The organism is Shewanella sp. 0m-8 (genome assembly GCF_052977265.1).
In genome coordinates this window covers 106,443-129,614 of sequence record NZ_JBRIMB010000009.1, presented here as the reverse complement: position 1 = coordinate 129,614, position 23,172 = coordinate 106,443, and the positions used below count along the sequence as shown (strand labels likewise).

15 protein-coding genes are annotated in these 23,172 nt (G+C 42.8%); 8 read left to right on the top strand and 7 right to left on the bottom strand.

What is annotated here, in order from left to right; translation table 11 throughout:
• Positions 1-72 precede the first annotated feature (72 nt).
• Complete coding sequence (locus ACVBIO_RS06710) at positions 73-432, bottom strand: DUF6508 domain-containing protein (protein ID WP_447172256.1); 360 nt, start codon at positions 430-432, stop codon at positions 73-75.
• A gap of 399 nt (positions 433-831) precedes the next feature.
• Positions 832-1,731 (bottom strand): LysR family transcriptional regulator, encoded by a 900-nt coding sequence (locus tag ACVBIO_RS06705; protein ID WP_447172255.1) that lies wholly within the window; start codon positions 1,729-1,731, stop codon positions 832-834.
• A 155-nt stretch (positions 1,732-1,886) separates the two neighbouring features.
• On the opposite strand from ACVBIO_RS06705, the gene ACVBIO_RS06700 reads away from it, so the two are divergent.
• The gene (locus tag ACVBIO_RS06700) at positions 1,887-3,047 is read left to right on the top strand and encodes a homogentisate 1,2-dioxygenase (RefSeq protein ID WP_447172254.1); all 1,161 of its coding nucleotides are present in this window, start codon (positions 1,887-1,889) and stop codon (positions 3,045-3,047) included.
• Positions 3,048-3,120: 73 nt separating this feature from the next.
• Positions 3,121-4,161, top strand: coding sequence for a 4-hydroxyphenylpyruvate dioxygenase (gene hppD, locus ACVBIO_RS06695; RefSeq protein WP_447162857.1), 1,041 nt, complete (start codon positions 3,121-3,123; stop codon positions 4,159-4,161).
• Between the two features lie 803 nt (positions 4,162-4,964).
• Here the strand turns inward: hppD and ACVBIO_RS06690 are convergent.
• Both ACVBIO_RS06690 and ACVBIO_RS06685 read right to left on the bottom strand, forming a co-directional pair.
• Positions 4,965-6,020 carry an HNH endonuclease gene (locus ACVBIO_RS06690; RefSeq protein WP_447172253.1) on the bottom strand — a complete coding sequence of 352 codons (1,056 nt, stop codon included), beginning with the start codon at positions 6,018-6,020 and terminating at the stop codon, positions 4,965-4,967.
• 113 nt (positions 6,021-6,133) lie between these two features.
• A complete protein-coding gene (locus tag ACVBIO_RS06685; protein WP_447172252.1) occupies positions 6,134-7,471 on the bottom strand; it encodes an ApeA N-terminal domain 1-containing protein in 1,338 nt (445 codons plus the stop codon).
• Positions 7,472-7,907: 436 nt separating this feature from the next.
• Between ACVBIO_RS06685 and ACVBIO_RS06680 the strand changes: the two genes are divergently transcribed.
• Positions 7,908-8,135: a hypothetical protein gene (locus ACVBIO_RS06680; RefSeq protein ID WP_447172251.1), complete on the top strand. Its 228-nt coding sequence runs from the start codon at positions 7,908-7,910 to the stop codon at positions 8,133-8,135.
• 561 nt (positions 8,136-8,696) lie between these two features.
• Positions 8,697-9,317, top strand: a complete 621-nt coding sequence (locus ACVBIO_RS06675) for a LysE family translocator (protein WP_447161377.1) — start codon at positions 8,697-8,699, stop codon at positions 9,315-9,317.
• A gap of 116 nt (positions 9,318-9,433) precedes the next feature.
• Here the strand turns inward: ACVBIO_RS06675 and ACVBIO_RS06670 are convergent, their stop codons facing one another.
• Positions 9,434-10,645 (bottom strand): GNAT family N-acetyltransferase, encoded by a 1,212-nt coding sequence (locus ACVBIO_RS06670; RefSeq protein WP_447172250.1) that lies wholly within the window; start codon positions 10,643-10,645, stop codon positions 9,434-9,436.
• Positions 10,646-11,217: 572 nt separating this feature from the next.
• On the opposite strand from ACVBIO_RS06670, the gene ggt reads away from it, so the two are divergent.
• Positions 11,218-12,933 (top strand): gamma-glutamyltransferase, encoded by a 1,716-nt coding sequence (gene ggt / locus ACVBIO_RS06665; RefSeq protein ID WP_447172263.1) that lies wholly within the window; start codon positions 11,218-11,220, stop codon positions 12,931-12,933.
• 237 nt (positions 12,934-13,170) lie between these two features.
• A complete protein-coding gene (gene rihA, locus ACVBIO_RS06660; RefSeq protein WP_447162017.1) occupies positions 13,171-14,139 on the top strand; it encodes a pyrimidine-specific ribonucleoside hydrolase RihA in 969 nt (322 codons plus the stop codon).
• Positions 14,140-14,484: 345 nt separating this feature from the next.
• Here the strand turns inward: rihA and ACVBIO_RS06655 are convergent, their stop codons facing one another.
• Positions 14,485-16,419 (bottom strand): B12-binding domain-containing radical SAM protein, encoded by a 1,935-nt coding sequence (locus ACVBIO_RS06655; protein WP_447172249.1) that lies wholly within the window; start codon positions 16,417-16,419, stop codon positions 14,485-14,487.
• Between the two features lie 1,261 nt (positions 16,420-17,680).
• Here ACVBIO_RS06655 and rarD point away from each other — a divergent pair.
• Complete coding sequence (gene rarD, locus ACVBIO_RS06650; RefSeq protein ID WP_447162864.1) at positions 17,681-18,622, top strand: EamA family transporter RarD; 942 nt, start codon at positions 17,681-17,683, stop codon at positions 18,620-18,622.
• A gap of 212 nt (positions 18,623-18,834) precedes the next feature.
• On the opposite strand, the gene ACVBIO_RS06645 is transcribed toward rarD, so the two are convergent.
• Entirely contained in the window at positions 18,835-20,409 is a 1,575-nt protein-coding gene (locus ACVBIO_RS06645; protein WP_447172248.1) for a methyl-accepting chemotaxis protein, read from the bottom strand.
• A gap of 446 nt (positions 20,410-20,855) precedes the next feature.
• Here ACVBIO_RS06645 and ACVBIO_RS06640 point away from each other — a divergent pair, with 446 nt between their 5' ends.
• Complete coding sequence (locus ACVBIO_RS06640; RefSeq protein WP_447172247.1) at positions 20,856-23,045, top strand: M3 family metallopeptidase; 2,190 nt, start codon at positions 20,856-20,858, stop codon at positions 23,043-23,045.
• The last annotated feature ends 127 nt before the right edge of the window (positions 23,046-23,172 follow it).

Here is a 23,172-nt window from a genome sequence, read left to right as displayed (position 1 = left end):
AGTAACTAGAATAACAAGAGCCGCTTAATGCGGCTCTTTTAATATCTTGATTTATCGTTTTAGCAATTGGAATTACACCGCTGCATGATAATTCAAACTTTGGAAACGTTCTACAATGGCAATTAATACGCCTTGGCAACGCATATTACTTAAAATACCAGGACTAAAGCTATCGATACGCGCCATTGCCGTTAACAATAGCTGGCATTCGTAAAATGATGCTTCAGCAATACACTCTGGCCTGTCGACCATATAGCTGTTTTGATACCACTCAGCCCAATCAAATGACGTTAACAAGATACCGTCGGCTTCGAGATCTGCCACAAACTCTTGTAAACGCAGATCGGAAACATAGTGAACACCGAGTTTTAGATCCGTTGCATACTTGGAATATAGGCTCGCTAGGTAACCTTGCAAAATTGAGCTCTTCATTTAAACCTCCAACTAACATAGCTATTTGCATAAATTTTTACATAAATGTTTGCATAGCTACTTGCATGGCATTACGTTAAATACCAGCCCGAAAGGCGATGTCTTTAACGTTGCATATGCTGTACCAAGTTCGATGAAGGTTATTCTAATCTAAGTAAACTGAACCCAAACTTAACGTCACACCACGACAAAACCGCTTAAATGCCACTTAAATACCAAAATAAATCAATAGCTTAATCTGTAGCAAACCTAACCTGCATGTACTAGCGAATGAGTTCGATAGCCAATAAAGCTTTTTACTGCAGCCAAATACAAACGTGTGTTGAGTGCAAAACGCTACCGATAATCTGCATTTATCTATTCATTCTGCAATCAGGTCAGTTAACGTGATCCCAATCATTAGATGTGATGTTTTTCACAAGCAAACTCTTCCATAATCAGGTCGGTAAATAAGCGCCCTGCTCGGCCAAGCGGTCGCTCCATGGTCGACACTAGCTGAGGAGTAAAGCTGTAACGATTCCCCCCATTAAAATCCACTTCTACCAGTTCACCGCTTTTAAGCTCTGATTCAATCAAAAAGTCAGGCATCCAACCAAAACCTAAGCCCATTAACAGTGCATTTTTTTTCATAATAAACCCTGAGAGATAAAACACCTTATCGCCACCAAACTGCAGTTCATCTCGATAGTGTTTATCTGATGAGGAGTCTTCAATGGTTAATTCTACGTGCTGTTGTAGCTCAAACAGACTCAGTTTTTTCTCATTTGCCAATAGATGGTCTGCAGCAACAACTAAAACACTAGTAATATCAGGTAAGGCTTGCGGCCGATAACTTGGCCCCGTTCGATAATCTTTCACCAACATTAAATCGGCACTGTCGCGCTCAAACCTATCCTGTACGCCGCCTAGAAACTCCATGTTGAGCTGGACTTTGGTAGGGATCTGTAACTCAGCAAGACGTTTTAACGCGCGCATAATAGGTTTCATTGGCAAAGCGCCGTCGATAACCATCTCAAGTTTAGGCTCCCAGCCTTCACTAAAGCGACTCGCTAAATGCTCAATATTGGCAAGGTACTGCAGTAACCTTTGCCCTTCAGCCAAGATAACTTTGCCCTCAGGTGTTAATTCTGCTCGATACTGGTCGCGACAAAAAAGATTTACGCCAAGGTGTTGCTCAAGCTTTTTAACCTGGTAACTCACTGCAGACTGAGCCTTATGTAAACGCTCTGCAGCCTTAGCAAAGCTGCCCTCTTCGACTAAAACCTGCAGTACTTTAAACGCATCAACATCGATTCGCATATTGCTTCCTTTGCGTAAACCAAAACATACCATCCAATATTTAGATGATGTTAAGCCAATTATTATTCTTTTTTTTGTTTGTTTAAGCAACTAAATTGAAGCTAGATCACATTACAACCTAGATAAGTGCCCTAGCACACTGAAGGAAAGCGAATATGCCATTTTATGTGAAGCAAGGAACTATTCCCGCTAAGCGACATATCACATTCAAAAAAGACAATGGAGAACTCTACCGTGAAGAGTTGTTCTCCACTCATGGCTTTTCCAATATCTACTCGAATAAGTATCACCACAATATGCCGACCAAGGCGCTTGCTGTTAGCCCTTACATGCTATCTCATGGCGAAGACTGGCAAGACTCATTAGTACAGAACTATAAACTCGACACAAAGTTAGCAGACTGCTGTGGTAATTTTTTTAATAGCCGCAATAAAATCTTCTTTAATAATGATGTGTCCATGTACACGGCAAATGTTACTGAAGATACCTGCGAGTTTTATCGTAATGCCTATGCAGACGAAGTGGTATTTGTTCATGAAGGTGAAGGTACACTCTATAGTGAGTATGGCGCACTTAGCGTTAAAAAGTGGGACTACCTAGTGATCCCTCGCGGCACAACTTATCAGTTAACATTCGATGATTACAGCAATGTAAGACTGTTTGTTATTGAGTCATCAACCATGGTTGAGGTGCCAAAGCATTTTCGTAACGAATACGGCCAGATGCTTGAATCGGCTCCCTACTGTGAGCGCGATATCCGCACGCCCGAGTTACAAGAAGCCATCGTAGAGCAAGGCGACTTCCCGTTAGTGTGTAAATTTGGTGATAAGTATCAACTGACATCACTTGAATGGCACCCATTTGATTTAGTCGGCTGGGACGGCTGTGTGTACCCATGGGCCTTTAATATCCAGGAATACGCCCCTAAAGTGGGTAAAATCCACCTGCCACCATCGGACCACCTCGTATTTACCGCACACAACTTTGTTATCTGCAATTTTGTACCACGCCCGTACGACTTTCACCCGCAGTCTATACCTGCACCTTACTATCACAGCAATATCGACAGTGATGAAGTGCTCTATTACGTCGATGGCGACTTTATGAGCCGTACAGGCATTGAAGCGGGTTATATGACACTACACCAAAAAGGCGTGCCTCACGGACCTCAACCAGGCCGTACTGAAGCCTCTATTGGTAAAACCGAAACCTACGAATACGCAGTGATGGTCGATACCTTCGCCCCACTCAAACTCACGGAACATGTAAAGCATTGCATGAGCAACGACTACAACCGTTCTTGGATTGAAAGCTAACGCGATAGTTCATGAATTAAGGCCACCAATAGAGTGGCTGGTATGTAGCATCAAATTGACAGAGGACATTACAATGGCAAGCGAACAAAACCCACTAGGCTTACTCGGCATCGAATTCACCGAGTTTGCCACACCTGAACAAGACTATATGCATCAGGTCTTTATTGATTTCGGTTTTTCATTGCTGAAAAAGTCAAAATCTAAAGAGATTTTGTACTACAAACAAAATGACATTAACTTTCTGTTGAATACCGAACGTAAAGGTTTTTCTGCCGAGTTTGCCAAAAGCCATGGCCCAGCAATTTGCTCTATGGGCTGGCGCGTTGAAGACGCCCAATTGGCTTTTGAAGGTGCGGTTGCGCGTGGCGCTAAACCTGCTGACGATGCAGCCAAAGACATGCCTTATCCCGCAATTTACGGCATTGGCGATAGCCTTATCTATTTCATCGACACCTTTGGTGAAACCGACAATATCTATGCCACCGATTTTGAGGATTTGGACGAACAAGTCATTGTTCAGGAGAAAGGCTTTATCGAAGTCGACCACCTCACCAATAATGTCTACAAAGGCACCATGGAGCACTGGTCAAATTTCTATAAAGACATTTTTGGTTTTACTGAAGTACGCTACTTCGACATTAAAGGCTCACAAACAGCGCTTATCTCATACGCTCTGCGTTCGCCAGATGGCAGTTTCTGTATTCCAATTAATGAAGGTAAAGGCAGCGATAAGAACCAGATTGATGAGTATCTACGTGAATACGATGGCCCGGGTGTACAACACCTTGCCTTTAGAAGCCGTGATATCGTGGGCTCACTCGACGCGATGGAAGGCTCCTCTATTCAGACCTTAGACATCATTCCTGAATATTACGATACCATCTTTGAAAAATTGCCTCAGGTTACCGAGGATCGTGAACGAATTAAGCATCATCAGATTTTAGTCGACGGTGACGAAGACGGTTATCTACTGCAAATTTTCACTAAAAACCTATTTGGGCCAATTTTTATCGAGATCATCCAGCGTAAAAACAATTTAGGATTTGGTGAAGGCAACTTTACCGCACTGTTTGAGTCGATAGAGCGTGACCAAAAACGACGCGGCGTGCTGTAAATAGAAGAATGATTTAGCACTCGTCTCACCATCAAAGACGCTAAGAGTACGCACAAAGGTAACTGCTCAAGCCGTTTAAGCGCTTGAGCTTTACCTCCGTGTTCTTCGTGAAAGCGAAGCGCTACGGGGTGAGATTAATGCTTTTAAAAAAGTTATGCTTATACGATACTTTCAGCGTTCGCTAAATCGTTTCTGGACAAAAGCTATTCACCACGGAGGACACGGAGCGCTACGCTACACGAAGAAAAGCAACAGCTAGAACAAAAGCAATAGTAAAAGGCTCGTCATCAAACATTTTAATCTTTTGCTCTACGATCTTCTCCGTGACCTCCGTGAAAGCGAAACGCTTCGTGGTGAGATTCGTGCTTTGAAAGAGTTATGCCTGTTCTAGATTTTCTGTTTCATTAGATTTATAGCCTGTTGCTGAATGTGCGAACACTTCAGTGACTCGGCGCGGCTTTTGATTTCGTAAGAAGTGTCCCTATAGCCTCTACGACAGCTTCCCTGCTGCCGAAGGTCACTGCCGTATTCACATCTCAGCATTCATCTCTCCGAATTAGCTACTTCAGATGTTACAAACTCATTTCTGGACAGAAATAATTTAGTGCTTAGGCTCTAGACTTTGCGGTTCACATTATCATTACTAATGACGTTCTTAAGAAAGCGGGTTTATGTTTACTAAGAGATCGATGGATCGCAGTTCACTATTGTAATAAATAGCTAACCAATGAATTTAGGTTAGGCGTTCTAAGTGAACCGCCTTGTGCGGAGCCGCATGCAGGGGGTGTGGGGGCTATACCCGATTAGTCATCTTCACTCAACGATAATTCATACTTATCAAGTTTACTTAGCATGTTTGTATAGCTGATGTATGCATTTAAAGTATTACATTTAAAATAAGTATACCCTCTAACAAGATCTGGATCTGTTAGTACATTATGATTCATCGAGTATACATAATGCCTAGGGTATCGTCTGAATTCAGTTGGCATGTTATTTATAATTTGATCAATATTATTTACTGAGCTTAAATATTCTTGATATGTAACATCTTTATTACCTGTTAATGAATGGAAGTAGTTATAATAAACCTCTTCACCATCATAATTATCGTTAAGGATAATGAAATACTGGAATGTGCTAAAAAGTTCAATATAACAATATAAAAGACGCTCTTCTTTATTTCCATAGAGAGCTAATGTATGAAAAGGATAGTCAGAACTACTACTTATATTCTCTTCTAAGAGGCTTTCTTCATTTGTAGGGGGCAAGTACGGAGCTAACTCTATACTGTCTTTAATTTTACAATTATCAAAATCTATAATACCCACTAAGTTTTCTCTACTAACGCCTTTTAACGTAGCATAGCCAGCAGCAATTTTAGCTAAACCACGAGAAAAAACTTTATTATCAAATACAAATGGGAATTGATAATCACCAATTATGTCTGTCAGTATTTTAATTTCACTTAAATTAATTAACTTAGTTTCAGAAATATGTTTCGCAAACTGATTACCAACTTTTAAGTCTTTAGCATATAAAACTTTATTCGTTTCATCATAAAAAGGTTTAACTGGATAACACTTATTATCACGAAAAATAATATCTTCAGAAAACTCTATATTATATCCTTTGACACCACTATTTTTTGCTCTATCTTTTTTTATTCCTAACCGTTGGTGCATTGATTCAAATATTTTATTAAATTTAGCATCAATGTCTAGGTTAAGTGACTGGTTTGATTTGTGAGTAACTACATATTCTGATTTTAATTTACCACCTAGAGCATTTGGCAAAATATGCTCTAGCGATTTATTTTTTTCATCTATAGGTTCACCGCTTAGATAACAAATACTCATTTTTTACTCTCTATTTCTATAATACTTAACTAAATTTATCGCCTGACGGCTAACGCCTTGCTCACCGGAAAATTTAGAGCGTAGCGAGTAATCTTTCTGAGTGCAGCAACTTGTTAACTGCGGACTACCGGAATAAGTTTATTTTGATATTCATGGATGACGTCTTGAGTAACCCCAAGCTGTTCCAATAAGTGCGAAACAACCACTAGTTTAAGTATTCTGCTAACATTAACATAGTCATTAATATCAAGAGTTTTGATCAATTTCTTTGGTCTACCTACATGAGCTAGCTCATTTCTAAGGTCGCTGATATTCTTTCCCAAGCTATCAGTATTGTGGCTTAAGAAAATATTTGTTATAGCAGCCTTTAACTCGTTTGATCCATATCTATTTATGGGCCCTTCATACTTATTCGATGTTTGCATTTCTAAATCTATTGCTACCGCCTCAATATTTGTTGAAAAGAGTACGACATCACTGTACGCAGAATGAAGAGTTCTATAATTTGTTTCGTATTGGAATGTAGTTGATAAAACGCGATAACTATCGTGTAATTCAAGCCAAGTAGAAATAGCACTTGATAGATTAATCTTATTCCTATTTATAGGCATGAGGAAATGTGAAGGGTTACTTTTCGCTAAATCAACAGTTCTTGATTCAAGGTGAATACTTGATAATAAAGTTATAGGTTTTTCTGCTTCTGCATTCGGATAAATTTTAACTTCATCTGGAAAGGTTGGCCGATCCATAAATATTGAGAATAGTGCCGATATTTTATTTATATCTAAACTTATGTCTTTAATTGTCTTAGATGTATCAGAAGTATACTTAAATAAGAATTCTAATGATTTCCTAAGCAAGAAGGATTCCTTTGGAAAATCACCTTTCACCTTATCAAAGGCTAATGTAAATTCACTGAGTGCTTCTTCATTATTAGTAATTATTAAGTTTGTTAAAGTATTGGTAACGTCATTGGCCAGTGCTCGATTCTCTAGTTCTATATTCCAACCATTACCCTCAATTTTTTCTAACGTACCTTCTTTGTACGGAATAGCATTTAAGCGCCCTTGTGGATAAAAAAATTCTTGCATGTGATGAAATGTAAATCTTGAATGATCGAATTCTTTATCGGGTTGAATAAAATCACCTATTACTAAATGAGAGAAACCGTGAGTGCCATGTTTTGTATTTACAGCACCAAATCGACGACCACCATGATTAAAATTGAACGGCCCTATTAGAGTGCATTTTTTCCCATTACTCAAAATACCGATTAAGCTCTCACACTCAGATGGCACCTCAGAATCGGCAATATTGTACTCCAACCTCAAACCTTTTTCGGGTGAGTATTGTATTTTCGCTGCGAACCTTGACGAATATGTATCCTCTTGATGGAAAAACTCACCAAAGAACTCATGCTCTTCAAACGCGCTATAAATATCTTGAGCCATTCTAGATTCCTTACGAGCAGTTAACAGTATGTTAGGCTGAATTCCGAATAAGAACGGTCTTAATAAGAACAGGTCGCCAGTACTTTAATTACTCAAGAATAACAGTAAATCAATGTGTCAACAATGACTTATGACATAGGAATAGCTCTATCCCAGTTATCCTGCTTGAGTGAAACATTACATAAATTGCAATGTTCTCGCAGGAAGAAAGCCACTAGACTCCGGCTCACATGGTAATTCAGGTACAGGTCTTGTATGTTGCGCCTGACATTAGCTTAGCTATTGCAAAAGCTGATAAGCAGGATATAAACAAACTTCTTCCCTAGCTAATTTTGGGGCATTTGCAAGTTGTAAGCCGAACAATTAAAGCCCAAATGTAAGTACCAATTATCCGGTGTAGATGCGGTTGAGGCCGTCGAAAACAGGGACGTTTTCGTTGAGCTCACAAGGACGTGCTCGCAGCGAGCCTCAGCAGTATCTGCACATTCCCCCGCTGGAGGCGATTGATAACTACGAAGCAACAAGTTCAAAAACTCTACTTGATAACACCAACCCAAAAATAAATGTAATCAATCTTCATTTGAAGGCTAACTCACTTTGGGGCATTTTCAATTTAGAAATCGAACCACCATGGCTAAATGAAGGCGCCAATTATCAAGTGTAGATCCGGCCGTGACCGTCCATGTTTTGGTGAGAGGTAACGGAGTTATCAAGTTTTCGAACGAGAGGCAGGATGCCGAACTGGCTTTTTAGCAGGGATGCTATTCGTCATGGCCGAGCTTCCAAGGATGGACTTGTTGCGTGTCACGGCAGTGTCTGCACATAAGGTCGTTCCTTCACATCTGACCCATAGGGATATGGGAAATGTCATTATGATGTAGGGAACATCATTGACCATGTGATCACGACATTCGGACGTCCTGTCCAGCACCCGCTGCAGGCGATTGATAACTCTAAAGCTACGACCCAGAATTCGCTATTTGGTAACACAAACCAAAAAATCTCAGTTCTAAAGATCTTTGTTTTGGGCGCTGACAGATTGAATTCAAAAGAGCCAGCTAATGCTGGCTAAACCGTACGTGCTTAGGAGCGCTATTTTATATGACTAAAAACTAGCTCACCGACTGGTTTTTATTCTCTCAGCTCTACCCTAACCCACGTTTATTCTCTACACTGTGCCACCTTTTTCTATCCATGCTCGATTAATCTCGATTTGAATTAAATAATGCCAGATTTAACTTTATTAGCCGTGTTTTTACCGACCTTCTTTTTTGTCTCCATTACCCCGGGAATGTGCATGACTCTTGCCATGACGCTGGGTATGAGTATTGGCTTTCGCCGCACGCTATGGATGATGCTTGGTGAGCTCGTTGGCGTCGCCTTGGTGGCCGTCGCTGCAGTCATGGGCGTTGCCAGCATCATGCTTAACTATCCTGAGCTGTTTTCAATTCTTAAATGGGCTGGCGGACTCTATTTGGTCTACATCGGCATTAATATGTGGCGTTCAAGGGGGAAGATGGCGATTGTTGAAGGTCAACAAACATCTAGCGTCAGTAACCTTGAACTTATCTCTCAAGGCTTTTTTACCGCAATCGCTAATCCTAAGGGCTGGGCGTTTATGGTGTCATTACTGCCGCCATTTATTAGTGTTGAGCATGAAGTCGCGCCGCAACTTTTGGCGCTAGTCAGCATTATTCTATTTACCGAATTAACCAGTATGATGGCTTACGCCGCAGGTGGAAAAAGCTTAAGAATATTCTTAAGCCGCGGTGATAACATAAAATGGATGAACCGTATTGCAGGTAGCCTGATGATAGGTGTGGGCCTCTGGTTAGCGCTTGGCTAATGCTTAGTTGCTGTGAGTTCATGATTAGTTGGCGCTGAGTTCATGCTTAGTTCGACATTAGCAATAGCAGACTCAGCCATAGCCTTCGCATTCAATTGTGATAAAACAGAGCCTCGTTAGGCTCTGTTTTTGTATGGCAGTTTTGACTTAAGTTGCTGCATATAAATCTTTGTATTCTCAGCTTCTTGACGAGTAAAACTGTCAATTGCCTGTCTAAACTCATCATGGCAGATTTCATGATTTGAGAAAGTCTCCACCGGCTCAAACCCTCTTGGGACTTTATGCTCTCCCTGAGCTCCCGCATCAAATACCTGTAGCTTATTGGCAATGCAATACTCTATTCCTTGGTAATAGCAGGTTTCAAAATGTAAGCCGTCTACTTCAACTAAACAGCCCCAATAACGGCCATATAAATGAGTCTCTGTTTTAAAGTACAGTGCAGACGCAATACACTCTCTATCTTGATTACGAACCACTAAAAGCACGATTGACTCGGGCATGGTCTTAGCTAACGCCTCAAAAAATGCCAGGTTAAGATAACCATAATGCCCAGAACGTTTAGCATAAGTTTGCTGATAACAGCGATAAAACATCTTCCACAGATCGGCAGAAATTTGTTCTCCTTCAATAAACTCAAAGCTCAGGCCTAAAGGCGAGAGCTTTTGTCGTTCTTTATTAATGTCTTTTCGCTTACGCGACGTAAGTGACTGTAAAAAAGCTTGAAAGTCATCGTACTCGCGATTAAACCAATGAAACTGAGTGCCTAAACGCTGTAAGTTGTCCTGCTTTGAAAAATCAGTAAACTGTGATTGAGGTAGAAACAAACAATGCCAGCCAGAAAAACCATACTCAGATAAGCAGTTATTCAGAGTCTGGTTAATAAGCTGCCAGAGGGCTTGCTGAGCCTCAATACTAGCGTCTTTAGCGACTCCGAGGCGCATTCCTGTTACTGGCGTAAACGGAATGGCTGATACTAACTTGGGATAATAGGGCAACTGGTGGCGTTCATACGCCTCTGCCCAGGCCCAATCAAAAACGTATTCACCATAAGAATGGCTTTTAATATATAAAGGCATCACCGCTATAACGCGGCGACTCTCATCCGTTGTCGTCTCCCTAATGATTACATGTAACGGGGTCCAGCCACTTTGACTGCCAACACAGCCGCTTGACTCAAGCGCTGCCAAGTATTGATGCTGATTAAATGGATTACTATCGTGCATGAGCGCATTCCAAGTGTTGGCAGGCACCTTGTCGATAGCATCGATGAGATCAACCTCATACAGGGCGGTCCCCTCCTCACTTGTCGCTGCAGCATGTTTATCCAAACTCATCTCCCTTTGCCGTTACTGTTATGGTTAATATGGCTATTACTGTTACATTTGCCCATCGTTTAAGCTAACCACGTTGCCTCAGTAGTTTTACTTATGGTGTAAACATACAATATCGTGGGCTTACTATTTTGACTTACTATTGTGAAATTATAGTGCGCACTTAATAGTGTAAGCTAACAGCGCAGTACCCATTAACCCAAGATCTGCAAACATATAATAACCCGCCTCATTGCTTTGTTAATCCGCTCATAATACAAACTCGCTAGGATTTTTCCCATCGACTTGCATTTAACACCAATAAACGTCACATTGCTGTCACGATATTTGAACCACACAGGTTTCAATCAACAACATTTAGCGCCACTTCTGTGACGACTACGACTCACTCGTTTCCTTGCTTTTATAACCGTTAATCATCATATTTGGGCAATAACAATAAATACAAAGGATTGAAAATGCGCGCTTTTAAGACTCTAGCTGACAAGACCCTAGCCCTTAAAACCTCAGACTTTAAAACTTCTTACCCTAAAATATCTGGCTTTAAAGTATTAGCCTTCACCATTTCGATGGCTATCCCCTTGACTACTCTAACGCTTGCTGCATGTTTCCCATTACAAGCAACAGCTAAAGAAACATCGATTTATAGCCATATGGCGACCGCTCAACCTATTTGGGCACAGCATGGCATGGTATCGAGTCAGGAGGCGCTTGCGACTCAGGCGGGGGTTGAAATTTTAAAACAAGGCGGCAACGCGGTTGATGCCGCGGTGGCTGTTGGTTTTAGCTTGGCTGTAACACTGCCAAGAGCGGGTAACATCGGTGGCGGTGGCTTTATGCTAGTTCACCTAAGCGAGCCTAATAAAACCATCGCTATCGATTATCGCGAAATGGCGCCCGCTAAAGCCCATCGTGATACTTTCCTCGATGAACAAGGTAACCCAGTGAATAAGTTAAGCCGTGAACACGGTTTAGCTGTCGGCGTACCGGGCACAGTGATGGGCATGGAGCTTGCATTAGAAAAATACGGCACCATGACCATGAAACAGGTGACTCAAACTGCGATTAACCTGGCTAAAGACGGAATTAAAGTCACCCCAGATCTGCATGCCTCTTTATCTGGCCTTAAACGCCGCATCGCCCAATGGCCGAGTTCTTCCGAGATTTTTTACAAAGCCGATGGCAGTGACTACCAAACCGGAGAACTATTAAAGCAGCCAGAATTAGCGCACTCACTGTCACTGATTGCTAAATCAGGCAGTAAAGGGTTTTATCAAGGCGAGACTGCTGAAAAGCTGGTTCACGCCATCCAATCTGCCGGCGGGATCATGACCTTAGGCGATCTTAAACACTATAAGGTTATTGAGCGTGAGCCCGTTGTCGGTGAATACCGAGGTTATCAAGTAGTCTCTATGCCACCGCCTTCATCGGGCGGCATTCACATTATCGAAATGCTCAATATGCTAGAAGGCTACCCCATAAAAGAGCTTGGCCTTAACACGGCAGCCACCTTGCATTTGATGACTGAGGCGATGAAACGCGCCTATGCCGACCGCAGCGAATACTTAGGCGACCCTGATTTTTATGATGTGCCTGTTAACGCATTAGTGAGTAGGGATTACGCTAAGCAATTAGCCAAGCAAATCTCATTAGATAAGGCTACGCCAAGCACTGACATTAAGCCCGGCAAACTTGCCCCCTATGAGAGCAATCAAACCACACATTACTCTGTGGTGGATAAATGGGGCAATGCTGTATCAAACACTTATACCCTCAACTTTAGCTATGGCTCAGGCCTAGTAGCTAAAGGCACGGGGATTTTACTCAATAATGAAATGGATGACTTTTCGGCTAAACCGGGCGTGCCTAACGGCTATGGTCTGGTTGGCGGTGAAGCGAATGCGGTAGAGGCAAACAAGCGTCCTTTAAGCTCGATGAGCCCAACCATTGTGATGAAAGATGGCAAACCTTATATCGTCACTGGTAGCCCTGGGGGATCACGCATTATTACCACTACGATGCAGATCATCATGAATGTGATTGACCACGATTTAAATATTGCCGAGGCCACCAATGCGCCGCGCGTTCATCACCAATGGCTGCCCGATGTTTTGCGGGTTGAGCATACGCTCAATCGAGATACACAGACCTTACTTAAAGCCAAAGGCCATGAGGTAAAAGTGAATAATGCCATGGGTTCGACGCAATCGATTATGGTTACAGAACAAGGTATTTTTGGCGCAAGCGACCCGCGCCGCGCAGGTAGCGAGACCGCAGGCTATTAACGTCATTGCAATAGGCGTTTAGACTAAGCCGTTTAATACAAAACCGGCCCTTAGCATAGTGCATAGCTAAGGGCCTTTTTGTGGATAGAGCAAAACCCCACTATTGATTCAGCAGCTTATGATTCAGCAGCTTAAAAGCGATTACTCAGTCACAGTATTTGGCTTAATAACGCTCTAGGATGCTTAGCAAGAATCAAAATAGCATTTTAATAGACACTCATTTTGCGGAGCCTAACAATGAGCCCTACTCTACACAACCAACACTCCCATAAAGTTACCCCGATTATTCTTGACTGCGATCCTGGCCATGATGATGCCATTTCATTAATTTTAGCCATGAGCAGCAATAAGCTTAATCCTTTAGCGGTAACCACCAGCGCAGGCAATCAAACTCCCGATAAAACCTTAAACAACGCACTGCGTATTTTAACCTTACTTGAGCGTCACGATATCCCCGTTGCCGCAGGCGCACCTAAGCCGTTAGCTCGTGAGCTGATTATTGCCGATAATGTGCATGGTGAAAGTGGCTTAGATGGCCCAAAACTGCCCGATCCAGCTTTTGCACCGCAATCGATATCTGGTATTGAGCTGATGGCGCAAAAAGTACGTGAAAGTGACGAAGCGGTAACGCTAGTGCCATCTGGGCCGTTAACCAATATCGCACTGTTTTTAGCGACCTACCCTGAACTTCATTGCAAGGTAGAGCGGATCGTGTTGATGGGCGGCGCTGCCGAAGCGGGTAACTGGACACCAGCAGCTGAGTTCAATATCTTTGTTGATCCAGAAGCCGCCGACATGGTGTTTAAGTCTGGTATTCCTATCACCATGTGTGGCCTTGATATAACTCACCAAGCACAAATTATGGATGAAGATATTGAGCGTATTCGTAAAATACCTAACCCTGTAGCCAAGTGCGTTGCAGAGTTGCTCGACTTCTTTATGATCTACCACAGAGATCCTAAGTGGGGCTTTGAGGGCGCTCCACTACACGACCCTTGTACTATCGCTTGGCTACTTAAACCTGAGCTATTCACCTCATACGACTGCTGGGTTGGCGTAGAGACTAAGGGCGAATACACCCAAGGCATGACGGTAGTGGATCGTTACCAATTGACCAATAATCCTCACAATACTCAAGTGTTATGTAAACTCGATCGACAAGGTTTTGTTGATTTAATCGTTGAATGCTTAAACGCATATAACTAATGATTTTTAGCTAATGAGCTGCAGCTAGCCTGTTATCGCTAACGCTGTACTGATAGCGCTATATTGATAGCGCTATATTGATAGCGCTATATTGATAGCGCTATATTGATAGCGCTGTACTGATAGCGCTATATTGATAGTCCTATATTGATAGTCCTATATTGATAGTCCTATATTGATAGTCCTATATTGATAGTCCTATATTGATAGCACTAAATTGATAGCACTAGATTTATGGTTATAACTTCATAAGCGTTTATTTATAAAAATGAAAAGACCACTTTCTGCAGCAGAAAGTGGCCTTTTAGCATTAAAACTTATCGCTATTTAGCTAGAGAATGACGATTAGTCTTCGCTAGTTTCAATTAGATTATTAATCGCTTTTGAGATCAGATCTTTCTTCATCTGCGTTTTAGCCACTTTTTGGTTAAACCAAAAGCTCATCGGCTGCTCAAAACCAATACCGTGCATATAGTTGTAAATCGCTTTACGCAGCCCCTCGCCGAGCATTTCATGATCTGTGCCCGTTGGATCTGTAAAGTCGACATCGTTTTCAGCAAATAAAATCTCAGGGCGCTCGCAAAGCGTAATACCAAACTGCTCAGGATTAATACCGATAGGACTATGGATAGTCGCCACAAAACGGTGCCAGTATGCAGACTGAAAACACCCCTGACTCATCATCTGACGTACCATTTCCAGCGAATCAACCGTTTCTTGCTCCGTTTGAGTCGGAAAACCGTACATCAAATAAGCGTGAACCAATATGCCGGCATCACTAAAGGCTTTGGTGACTTGGGCAACGCGCTCAACGCTCACGCCTTTTTTCATCAGTTTCAACAGACGATCTGACGCCACCTCAAGGCCACCACTCACTGCGATACAGCCAGAATCAGCGAGTAACTGGCAACGCGCTTGGCTAAAGGTTCTCTCAAAACGAATGTTGCCCCACCAGCTGATCACGACATTGCGCTCAATTAAACGCTTAGCGAGTGTAAACAAAAGCTTTGGCGGTAGCGCTTCATCGACAAAGTGGAAACCTGTTTCACCAGTTTCTTCAATCAATTGCTCTATTCTATCCACCAACACATCGGCGCTAGCGGCATCAAAACGGTCGATATAATCTAAGCTGACATCACAAAAGCTACATTTACGCCAGTAACAGCCGTGGGCGATGGTAAGTTTATTCCAGCGTCCGTCGCTCCAAATGCGGTGCATTGGGTTAAGCATTTCACACAAAGATAGATATTCACCTAATGGCAGGCCGTCATACACAGGTGCACCCACATCGGTTTGCGGAATATCGTGCAGCTCAGTGTTTTCGTTAAAGTGTACGTAAGGCTCGCCATTTTCATCCTCAGCAAGGAAATAGGTACGCACCAAATCATCAATCTCACGCTGTCCTTGGAAATATTCAAGCAAGGTAATAAATGGACGCTCGCCATCATCAAGACAGATAAAATCAACAAACTCAAACACACGGGGATCTTTAAGCGCACGTAGCTCGGTGTTGATAAAACCGCCGCCCATTACAATAGGAAGCTCTGGATTGATGGCTTTACAGGTTTGTGCAATACGCAGCGCGCCCAACATATTGCCAGGGAAAGGCACGGTTAATGCGACCACACTAGGCTGGGTTTCTTCTAAATATTGCTCGACTAACTGTTCTAGAATTTCTGAGCTAAAACTTGGCTCGTCCATCAGGGTATCGTAAAGGTTATCAAAGCTTGGGTTGGCCGCAGCAAGCTTCTCGCCATAACGGCTGACTTCAAAGTAAGGATCAACCCCTTGAGTGATAACGTTCGATAAGTCGTTAATAAACAGCGTGGCTAAATATTTGGCTTTATCTTGTACACCAAGATTACCAAAAGCCGCTTGCAACACATCGCCAGATACCGCTTCCATCTGGGCAATCGTGTCAAACGCAGGGCCTTCAGGTAAAAAGCGGCGCGAGTTAATACGCAGTGCAAGGCTGGGATCTTTGCCTTGTAAAAAGCGAATAGCAGGTTCAACGGCAAGGTGATAGCGGTCATACTCGGCCAGAAAATTGAAAATAACATCAGGCAGCTGATCGTCTTCAAAGTGCTCGTAGTTTTCTTCCACATGTTGACGAATAATCTCCAGCGCAGGCGCAGTCATCATCTCTAGGAAAAGCTCAATAGCAGGATCTCGCTGCACCGCCTCATAACCTCGAGAGCGTAAAAAACCCGTTAAATACGCTGTTGCCGGATAAGGCGTATTGAGCTGGGTCATAGGTGGAGTCATTAGAAGAACGGTCATAGCCTGCCTTTAAATAGTAAAACTTGAATACTCTGTTAGAAACTGAACGGTTTGATACAACAGTCCATTGGAAAACGTACCAGTGACGACGGGACAGTGATAAGTCCGTAAAGTTGGCCTATGAAAGCCATCAGTGAAAACGGTCACTAAGCTTCCGTTACACCCACCACTAAATAGCTTCAGTAAATGCCATCAGTTTATAAAGAGTGTGGCAGCAAAAAACGCAGCCAAAAAAATAATGAGGGATTCTAGCAAATGTACTAAATAAAAACCCGAAAATTAGCAGATGATAGCTTGATTTAGCAGCTGCACTTTAGGCATTGCCTAAAAAGTGCTTACCTTTGAGTAAAAAGCTCAGCGACGCGGCAGCAGGGATAATCGAATGATGTGCTCAGATGGTCACAGATGAACCTTACCTCATAATGACACTCCCAACTCCCTATGGGTCAGACCTGAAGAAACGAGCTTATGTGCAGACATTACAGAGGCTCGCTGCAAACGTCAAAACACTGAAAAATACTCGCTTTACATCAATAGGTTACATTGATATGTTGAGTGCAAATCAATCAGCGGTTAATATTTATCCGAGACGCAGGATAATAAGCTGTTCGATGTTTTCAAGGAGGATTCATCATGTTATTCGAGAAGTTAATCACAACGAGAATTAACTGTGACACCCATGATTATTAGCTGGATTTTCAACCGCCCGGTAATAAATTATCACTTGTCGTCTGTTCCCTTACAGATATCATTCTTTATCAGCTGAGTACTTTACCGCTATGAGCAAAATTAAAAACATCACTCGCATTTTTTTGGTATGTATAGTTTCTACATTTTTATCGATTTTATTAATAGAGAGCGTAGGTGTTGATGCGACTCAAGCAAATATATTTTCTTGGGGTAAATTTTCATTTCCAGTATTCATTTTACTTATGGTTTGTATTGACTCAGCTCAAGCATCAATCTTAAAGCTTATCAATTTGACGACTAATTCATCTACATTCTCCAAGACTAGCGGTAACCGTTAACTTATTTGCTGCACTTCAGGTGATAAATAGCGACTTTAGATTGTTTCCTAGTAAGACATTGACACTGGGGGCCTAAACGATAAAACAGTTCGACTAAGCTCAATCCTTAGCAACATCGATACCTTACTTAACTACTGAATCAATAGCACAAAGTGATATAAATCACACTCTTTGCGCTCAGCTAATGAGAAAATAGCGCCTTTCATAGCCTAATCCGTTCTAGCCAAATTCATATGCAATCCACAACCTCACAAAACGCTGCCTCTACATTTAAAGGCAACGCACTTGCTGCTTTCTCGTTTCTATTATGGGGCTTGATGCCGCTCTATTATCATTTTTTGCCAAATGCCAATATTAATGAATTATTGGCGTTTAGGATCTTGTTCTCAGTCCCTTTTATGATAGTGGTATTCCTACTTATGGGTCGCAAGATGCCTTCTATTTCACAGCTTAAAGCCGACAAAAAGTCTGTGCTGCTGTGTGGGTTGGCATCACTGATTATGTGCGTCTCTTGGTACAGCTTTACCTGGGCTATCACCCATGGACAAGTGCTTGCAGCCAGCTTAGGTTTTTTTATTAACCCACTTTTTGCTATCGGCTTGGGTGTACTGTTTCTTGGAGATAAATTAACTGCAGCACAAAAAATGGCGGTATTTTTGGGGTTCTGCGGTATCAGCTATATGGTCTATAGCTATGGAGAACTTCCATGGCTTGCACTCAGTATGGGCAGTTTCTTTGCACTCTACGGCTTGTGCAAAAAATTTATTCGCTTTGACTCACTGACCTCTGTCACTGTTGAAGCCGCTCTATTAATGCCATTTGCCGCGATCTATTTAGTCTGGTTGTGGAGTTCAGATCAAAGTGTGGCAATATCTTCTGCGTTATCAGGACAGACATCGGTATTGCTGCTGTATATTGGCTCAGCTCCTGTAACGTTAATGCCTCTAGTCTTCTTTGCGCTGGCCATCAGGGCGACAAGCTTGTCAATGATAGGGCTAATGCAATATATCGAACCTAGCTTACAATTCCTTATTGCTGTTATTTTATTTAATGAAGTTTTTGATCAGGTTAAAGCGGTGAGTTTCGCCTTGATATGGACCGGACTACTGCTATGTTCACTTGAAGCTCTACCTGCGCTAAGACACAAGTATCGAGCCAGCAAACATCCAAGTTAGTGATACACGTTAGGGTGAACCGTAGCGATTAGCACTACGGTTCACCCACCAGCTTGTACCATCTTAATCTAAATCACAGGAACGATGGGCTAAAGCCCAAGCTACACAAAGCAGCATTATCCGTCTTAGCCCTAACCGTTTAAACTTTTCCTCGAACCTAGGTCCTAGAACCTAAGACCTAGAACCTATGACCTGCTCTTCCTTCTTTTAAATCATATCTTTCTCTGTACGCTTTGCTCCCAAAACTGCTTCGACAAATTATGGGTCTTGGTCGATAGCCTCGACACCTGCTCGCCTCGCTCTGTAGCATCCATTGTTTGCTCCAAGCTCTCTAACGACAGCTCACTTATCACCTGTATCGAGTGGCTAATATCATTGGCTACGGTTGTTTGCTGCGTCATTGCACAGGCATTTTCGTCACTCATTAGATTCATCTTAATGATAGACTCACGCAGCGTTTCAAAAGACTCATCGACTTGCTTGGCAAGCTCCACTGACTGCTCAGCCTTACGTTGCCCTGCAGCCATTGTTATACCCGCCCTTTCAGTGCTGTCTCTAAATTTACTCACAATCGCTTCAATATGCGATGTCGACTCGCTAGTTCGGCTTGAAAGTTGACGCACTTCATCGGCAACAACGGCAAAGCCTCGTCCCGACTCTCCAGCTCTTGCGGCCTCAATGGCTGCATTTAATGCCAGCAGGTTTGTTTGCTCGGCAATGCCACGAATCACATCCAATACCTTATTGATATCTTGGCTATCTTGCTCTATCGATGCGACTACTGAAGCAAAGTTACCCACCTCATCTTTAAGTTGATTGATAGAGTCAATAACGCGCACGAGTAACTCATGGCCTTTTTCAGCCGACTGGTTACTCATCGACATTTCACGAGCCGCATTATGAATGTTTTGGCTCACCTCATTAAAGCTAGCGCTCATCTCTTCCATTGCGGTTGCTGCTTGGCTCGTTTGTTGGCTCTGGCTATCTGCACGCTGGCGAGTATTGGCGATCGTGTCGTTTAAGCTGCCGCTAAGAGACTCTATTGAACCCGCAGAATCGGCCATACGTCCAACCACACCACCGGTTTCGGTGAGTAGAAATTGCAGGGCAAAACTCACCTTACCGATTTCATCTTGTCGCCCAGTAAACACCCCTGTTGCTAATGGGTCGTCTACCGTTTTGGTTGCCTGTGCCACCAAGTGGTTAAAGGGTTTTAAGATCAGCTTAAGTCCAACAACTGCAGCCGAGCCCACCACAAGAGCCGCCATTATTGGTGAATAGCTAGCAAGTAGCGCTGCACACAAAACAGACAACATTAACCATGCGTATAGTTTTACGCCAAAACCTAACAGCGGTTTACGTAATGCTTGAGGTGTTTTTCCCGCTTGAATCCCCTGATAGATCCCTTCGGCACGGCTTATTTGCTCTGGAGTGGCTTTACGGCGCACCGATTGGTACTCGTGAATTTTGCCATTTTCATAGACGGGGGCGATATATGCATTCACCCAGTAATGGTCACCGTTTTTGGTGCGATTTTTAACAATACCGACCCATGGCTTACCTTGTTTAATTCGCTCCCAAAGTGATTTAAATGCTGCCTCTGGCATATCAGGATGGCGAACGACATTATGGGGCTGGCGTTGCAACTCATCGAAACTGTAGCCACTGACCTTGATAAAGCCTTCATTCGCGTATTTTATATTGCCATCGAGATTGGTGGTCGATAGCAAAATGCAGTTATCGGTGAGGTTTTTTTCTGTTTGGGTCACAGGTTGGTTATTTCGCATTGTTATCAGTCTTATCGCGTAAAAAAACGTACGCCATTCTTGCAAATATTTACAAGGAAAGGATTGATTACTATCACGAAAATACTGTTAGGCTCAATTTACTTTCTGTAAGTAAGCCCATAAGCGGCCTATTACGGGTTAGCCGCTTAGCTTATCAGCCTATTCCAGCTAAGCCCTATATTTGGTATACGAGAGTCAGTTTATCTCAAGTTACTCGATTGCTTTTTTCTCATCAAACTCACATAGCACATAGCACATAGCACATAGCACATAGCACAGCATAAATAAGCCTAATAACGTGTAAAAAATCGCTAAACGCACGATTTGTTACAAACAACACCTATTTTCAATAGATTTACCACATTGAGTCGTGATACTTAAAGGGGTTAACGTCAATGCAATACAATTGACGAAAAACGATAACAAGCATACTCGGGGATATAAATATGAAGGGATTAACCCTCAAACCAATCGTTTCTGCCGTCGCACTCGCATTAGCACTGAGTGCATGTGGCGCTTCAAATACAAACACTAATACCAGCGCTGAAATACAAGTCGCTCCTAATGTTGTTGCACAGCAAATCATTGAAAATAACGCCAGCAACCCATTTTTCAAGCCGTATGATACCTATTTGGGTATTCCTGATTTTGACAAAATTAAACCTGAACATTATTTACCTGCATTTAAGGCGGGGATTGCACAACACCAGGCTGAAATTCAGGCTATTATTGATAACCCTGAAGCGCCAACCTTTGCTAACACGATTGAAGCAATGGAGTTCTCTGGTAACTTAACCACTAAAGTGGCCAGCGTGTTTTACAACCTAACGGGCGCAGACACTAACGAGCAACTGCAAGCCATCTCTAAAGACGTTTCGCCAATGCTGTCATCTGCTAGCGACGACATCTTGCTTAATGATGCACTTTTCCAGAAAGTAAAAGCGGTTTATAACCAACGCGACAGCTTGTCTCTTAATGTTGCTCAAGCAAAACTGTTAGAAGACACATACAAGTCATTTACTCGTGGCGGCGCTAACTTGAGCGAAGCGGATAAGACTCAGCTTCGGGCGCTTAACGAACAGATTGGCAAACTTAGCCTAGAGTTTGGCGATAACCTACTTGCTGAAACCAACTCATTTGAGTTAGTCATTGATAGCAAAGCTGACTTAGCCGGCCTACCTGATGACGTGATTAATACTGCTGCGCAAACTGCAACTAAACGTGGTCACGAAGGTAAATGGGTATTTACCACGTCACGTCCATCTATTACCCCGTTTCTTACCTATGCCGACAATCGCGATCTGCGTGAAGCCCTCTACAAGGGGTATGTAGAGCGTGGTAATAACAACAATGCTAATGACAACAAGAAAATCTTAGCCGAGATGGCAGCACTTCGCGCCGAACGTGCTCAACTGATGGGATATAAGACCCATGCACACTTTGTGCTTGAAGAGCGCACCGCAAAGACACCTGAAAATGTGTATGAGCTACTTAACAAAGTATGGCCAGCGGCATTGTCACAAGCAGAAGCTGAAGTGGCTGACATGCAAGCGCTTATCAACGACGAAGGCGGTGACTTTAAGCTAGCGGCCTGGGACTGGTGGTATTATTCAGATAAGATCCGCGTGGCTAAATATAGCTTTAATGAGCAACAAACCCGTCCTTACTTCTCATTAGAAAATACCCTTAAAGGTGTGTTCTATACCGCTAACCGCTTATTCGGGATCACGGTAAAAGAGCGTACCGATCTACCTAAGTACAATGATGAAGTACGCACTTGGGAAGTGTTTGATAAAAATGGCGAGCTATTGGCTATCTTTATGGGCGACTATTTTGTTCGCGATAGCAAACGTGGCGGCGCTTGGATGAACTCTTATCGTCAACAGTACAACATGGATGGCACTGACTCTACGCCAATCATCGTCAACGTGCTTAACTACCCTCGCCCAGCGGGTGATGAGCCTGCATTGTTAACATTCGATGAAGCTAGCACGCTATTTCATGAATTTGGTCATGCGCTGCACGGTATGCTCTCAAACGTTGAGTATCGTTCACAAGCAGGTACCTCTGTGCCACGTGACTATGTTGAGTTCCCATCACAGGTGATGGAAAACTGGATGACGCAACCTGAAGTGCTTGCGCAATTTGCAACACACTACAAAACAGGCGAAGTGATCCCGCAAGAGCTCGTAAAGAAAATTCAAGCCGCAAGCAAGTTCAACCAAGGCTTTGCCACCGTTGAATATATGGCTGCGACTAAGCTTGACTTAGATTGGCACACAGTGACTGACTTCACGCCAAAAGATGCGGCTAAGTTTGAAGCCGATTCGCTAAACAATATGGGACTTATCACTGAAATAGCACCACGCTATCGCAGTACTTATTTCTCACACATCTTCTCTGGCGGCTACTCTGCTGGCTACTATAGCTATATCTGGTCTGATATTTTAGGCGCCGATGCGTTTGAGGCCTTTAAAGAGAATGGTATTTTCGATAAAGCCACTGCCGATGCATTTAGAAATAACATTCTTTCTCAAGGTGGCAGCGAGGATCCGATGCAACTGTACAAGCAGTTCCGTGGTAAAGAAGCGGGCATTGACCCACTGCTACGCAGCCGTGGTTTTTTAGCTAAGTAACGCGTTAATGCTCAATAAAAAGACACGTATTTAACGTGTCTTTTTTTGTGCCATAAAAATGTCGTTCGCCATTATTTACGCCAGCTACAACATCTAAGAATACTCGGAAAAATAGACATTTACACCA

Coding starts and splice junctions, on each gene's coding strand:
- ACVBIO_RS06655 (WP_447172249.1), bottom strand. CDS start 16,419: ATGACCGTTCTTCTAATGACTCCACCTATGACCCAGCTCAATACGCCT.
- hppD (WP_447162857.1), top strand. CDS start 3,121: ATGGCAAGCGAACAAAACCCACTAGGCTTACTCGGCATCGAATTCACC.
- ACVBIO_RS06710 (WP_447172256.1), bottom strand. CDS start 432: ATGAAGAGCTCAATTTTGCAAGGTTACCTAGCGAGCCTATATTCCAAG.
- ACVBIO_RS06685 (WP_447172252.1), bottom strand. CDS start 7,471: ATGGCTCAAGATATTTATAGCGCGTTTGAAGAGCATGAGTTCTTTGGT.
- ACVBIO_RS06675 (WP_447161377.1), top strand. CDS start 8,697: ATGCCAGATTTAACTTTATTAGCCGTGTTTTTACCGACCTTCTTTTTT.
- ACVBIO_RS06705 (WP_447172255.1), bottom strand. CDS start 1,731: ATGCGAATCGATGTTGATGCGTTTAAAGTACTGCAGGTTTTAGTCGAA.
- ACVBIO_RS06700 (WP_447172254.1), top strand. CDS start 1,887: ATGCCATTTTATGTGAAGCAAGGAACTATTCCCGCTAAGCGACATATC.
- rihA (WP_447162017.1), top strand. CDS start 13,171: ATGAGCCCTACTCTACACAACCAACACTCCCATAAAGTTACCCCGATT.
- ACVBIO_RS06690 (WP_447172253.1), bottom strand. CDS start 6,020: ATGAGTATTTGTTATCTAAGCGGTGAACCTATAGATGAAAAAAATAAA.
- ggt (WP_447172263.1), top strand. CDS start 11,218: ATGGCTATCCCCTTGACTACTCTAACGCTTGCTGCATGTTTCCCATTA.
- rarD (WP_447162864.1), top strand. CDS start 17,681: ATGCAATCCACAACCTCACAAAACGCTGCCTCTACATTTAAAGGCAAC.
- ACVBIO_RS06645 (WP_447172248.1), bottom strand. CDS start 20,409: ATGCGAAATAACCAACCTGTGACCCAAACAGAAAAAAACCTCACCGAT.
- ACVBIO_RS06640 (WP_447172247.1), top strand. CDS start 20,856: ATGAAGGGATTAACCCTCAAACCAATCGTTTCTGCCGTCGCACTCGCA.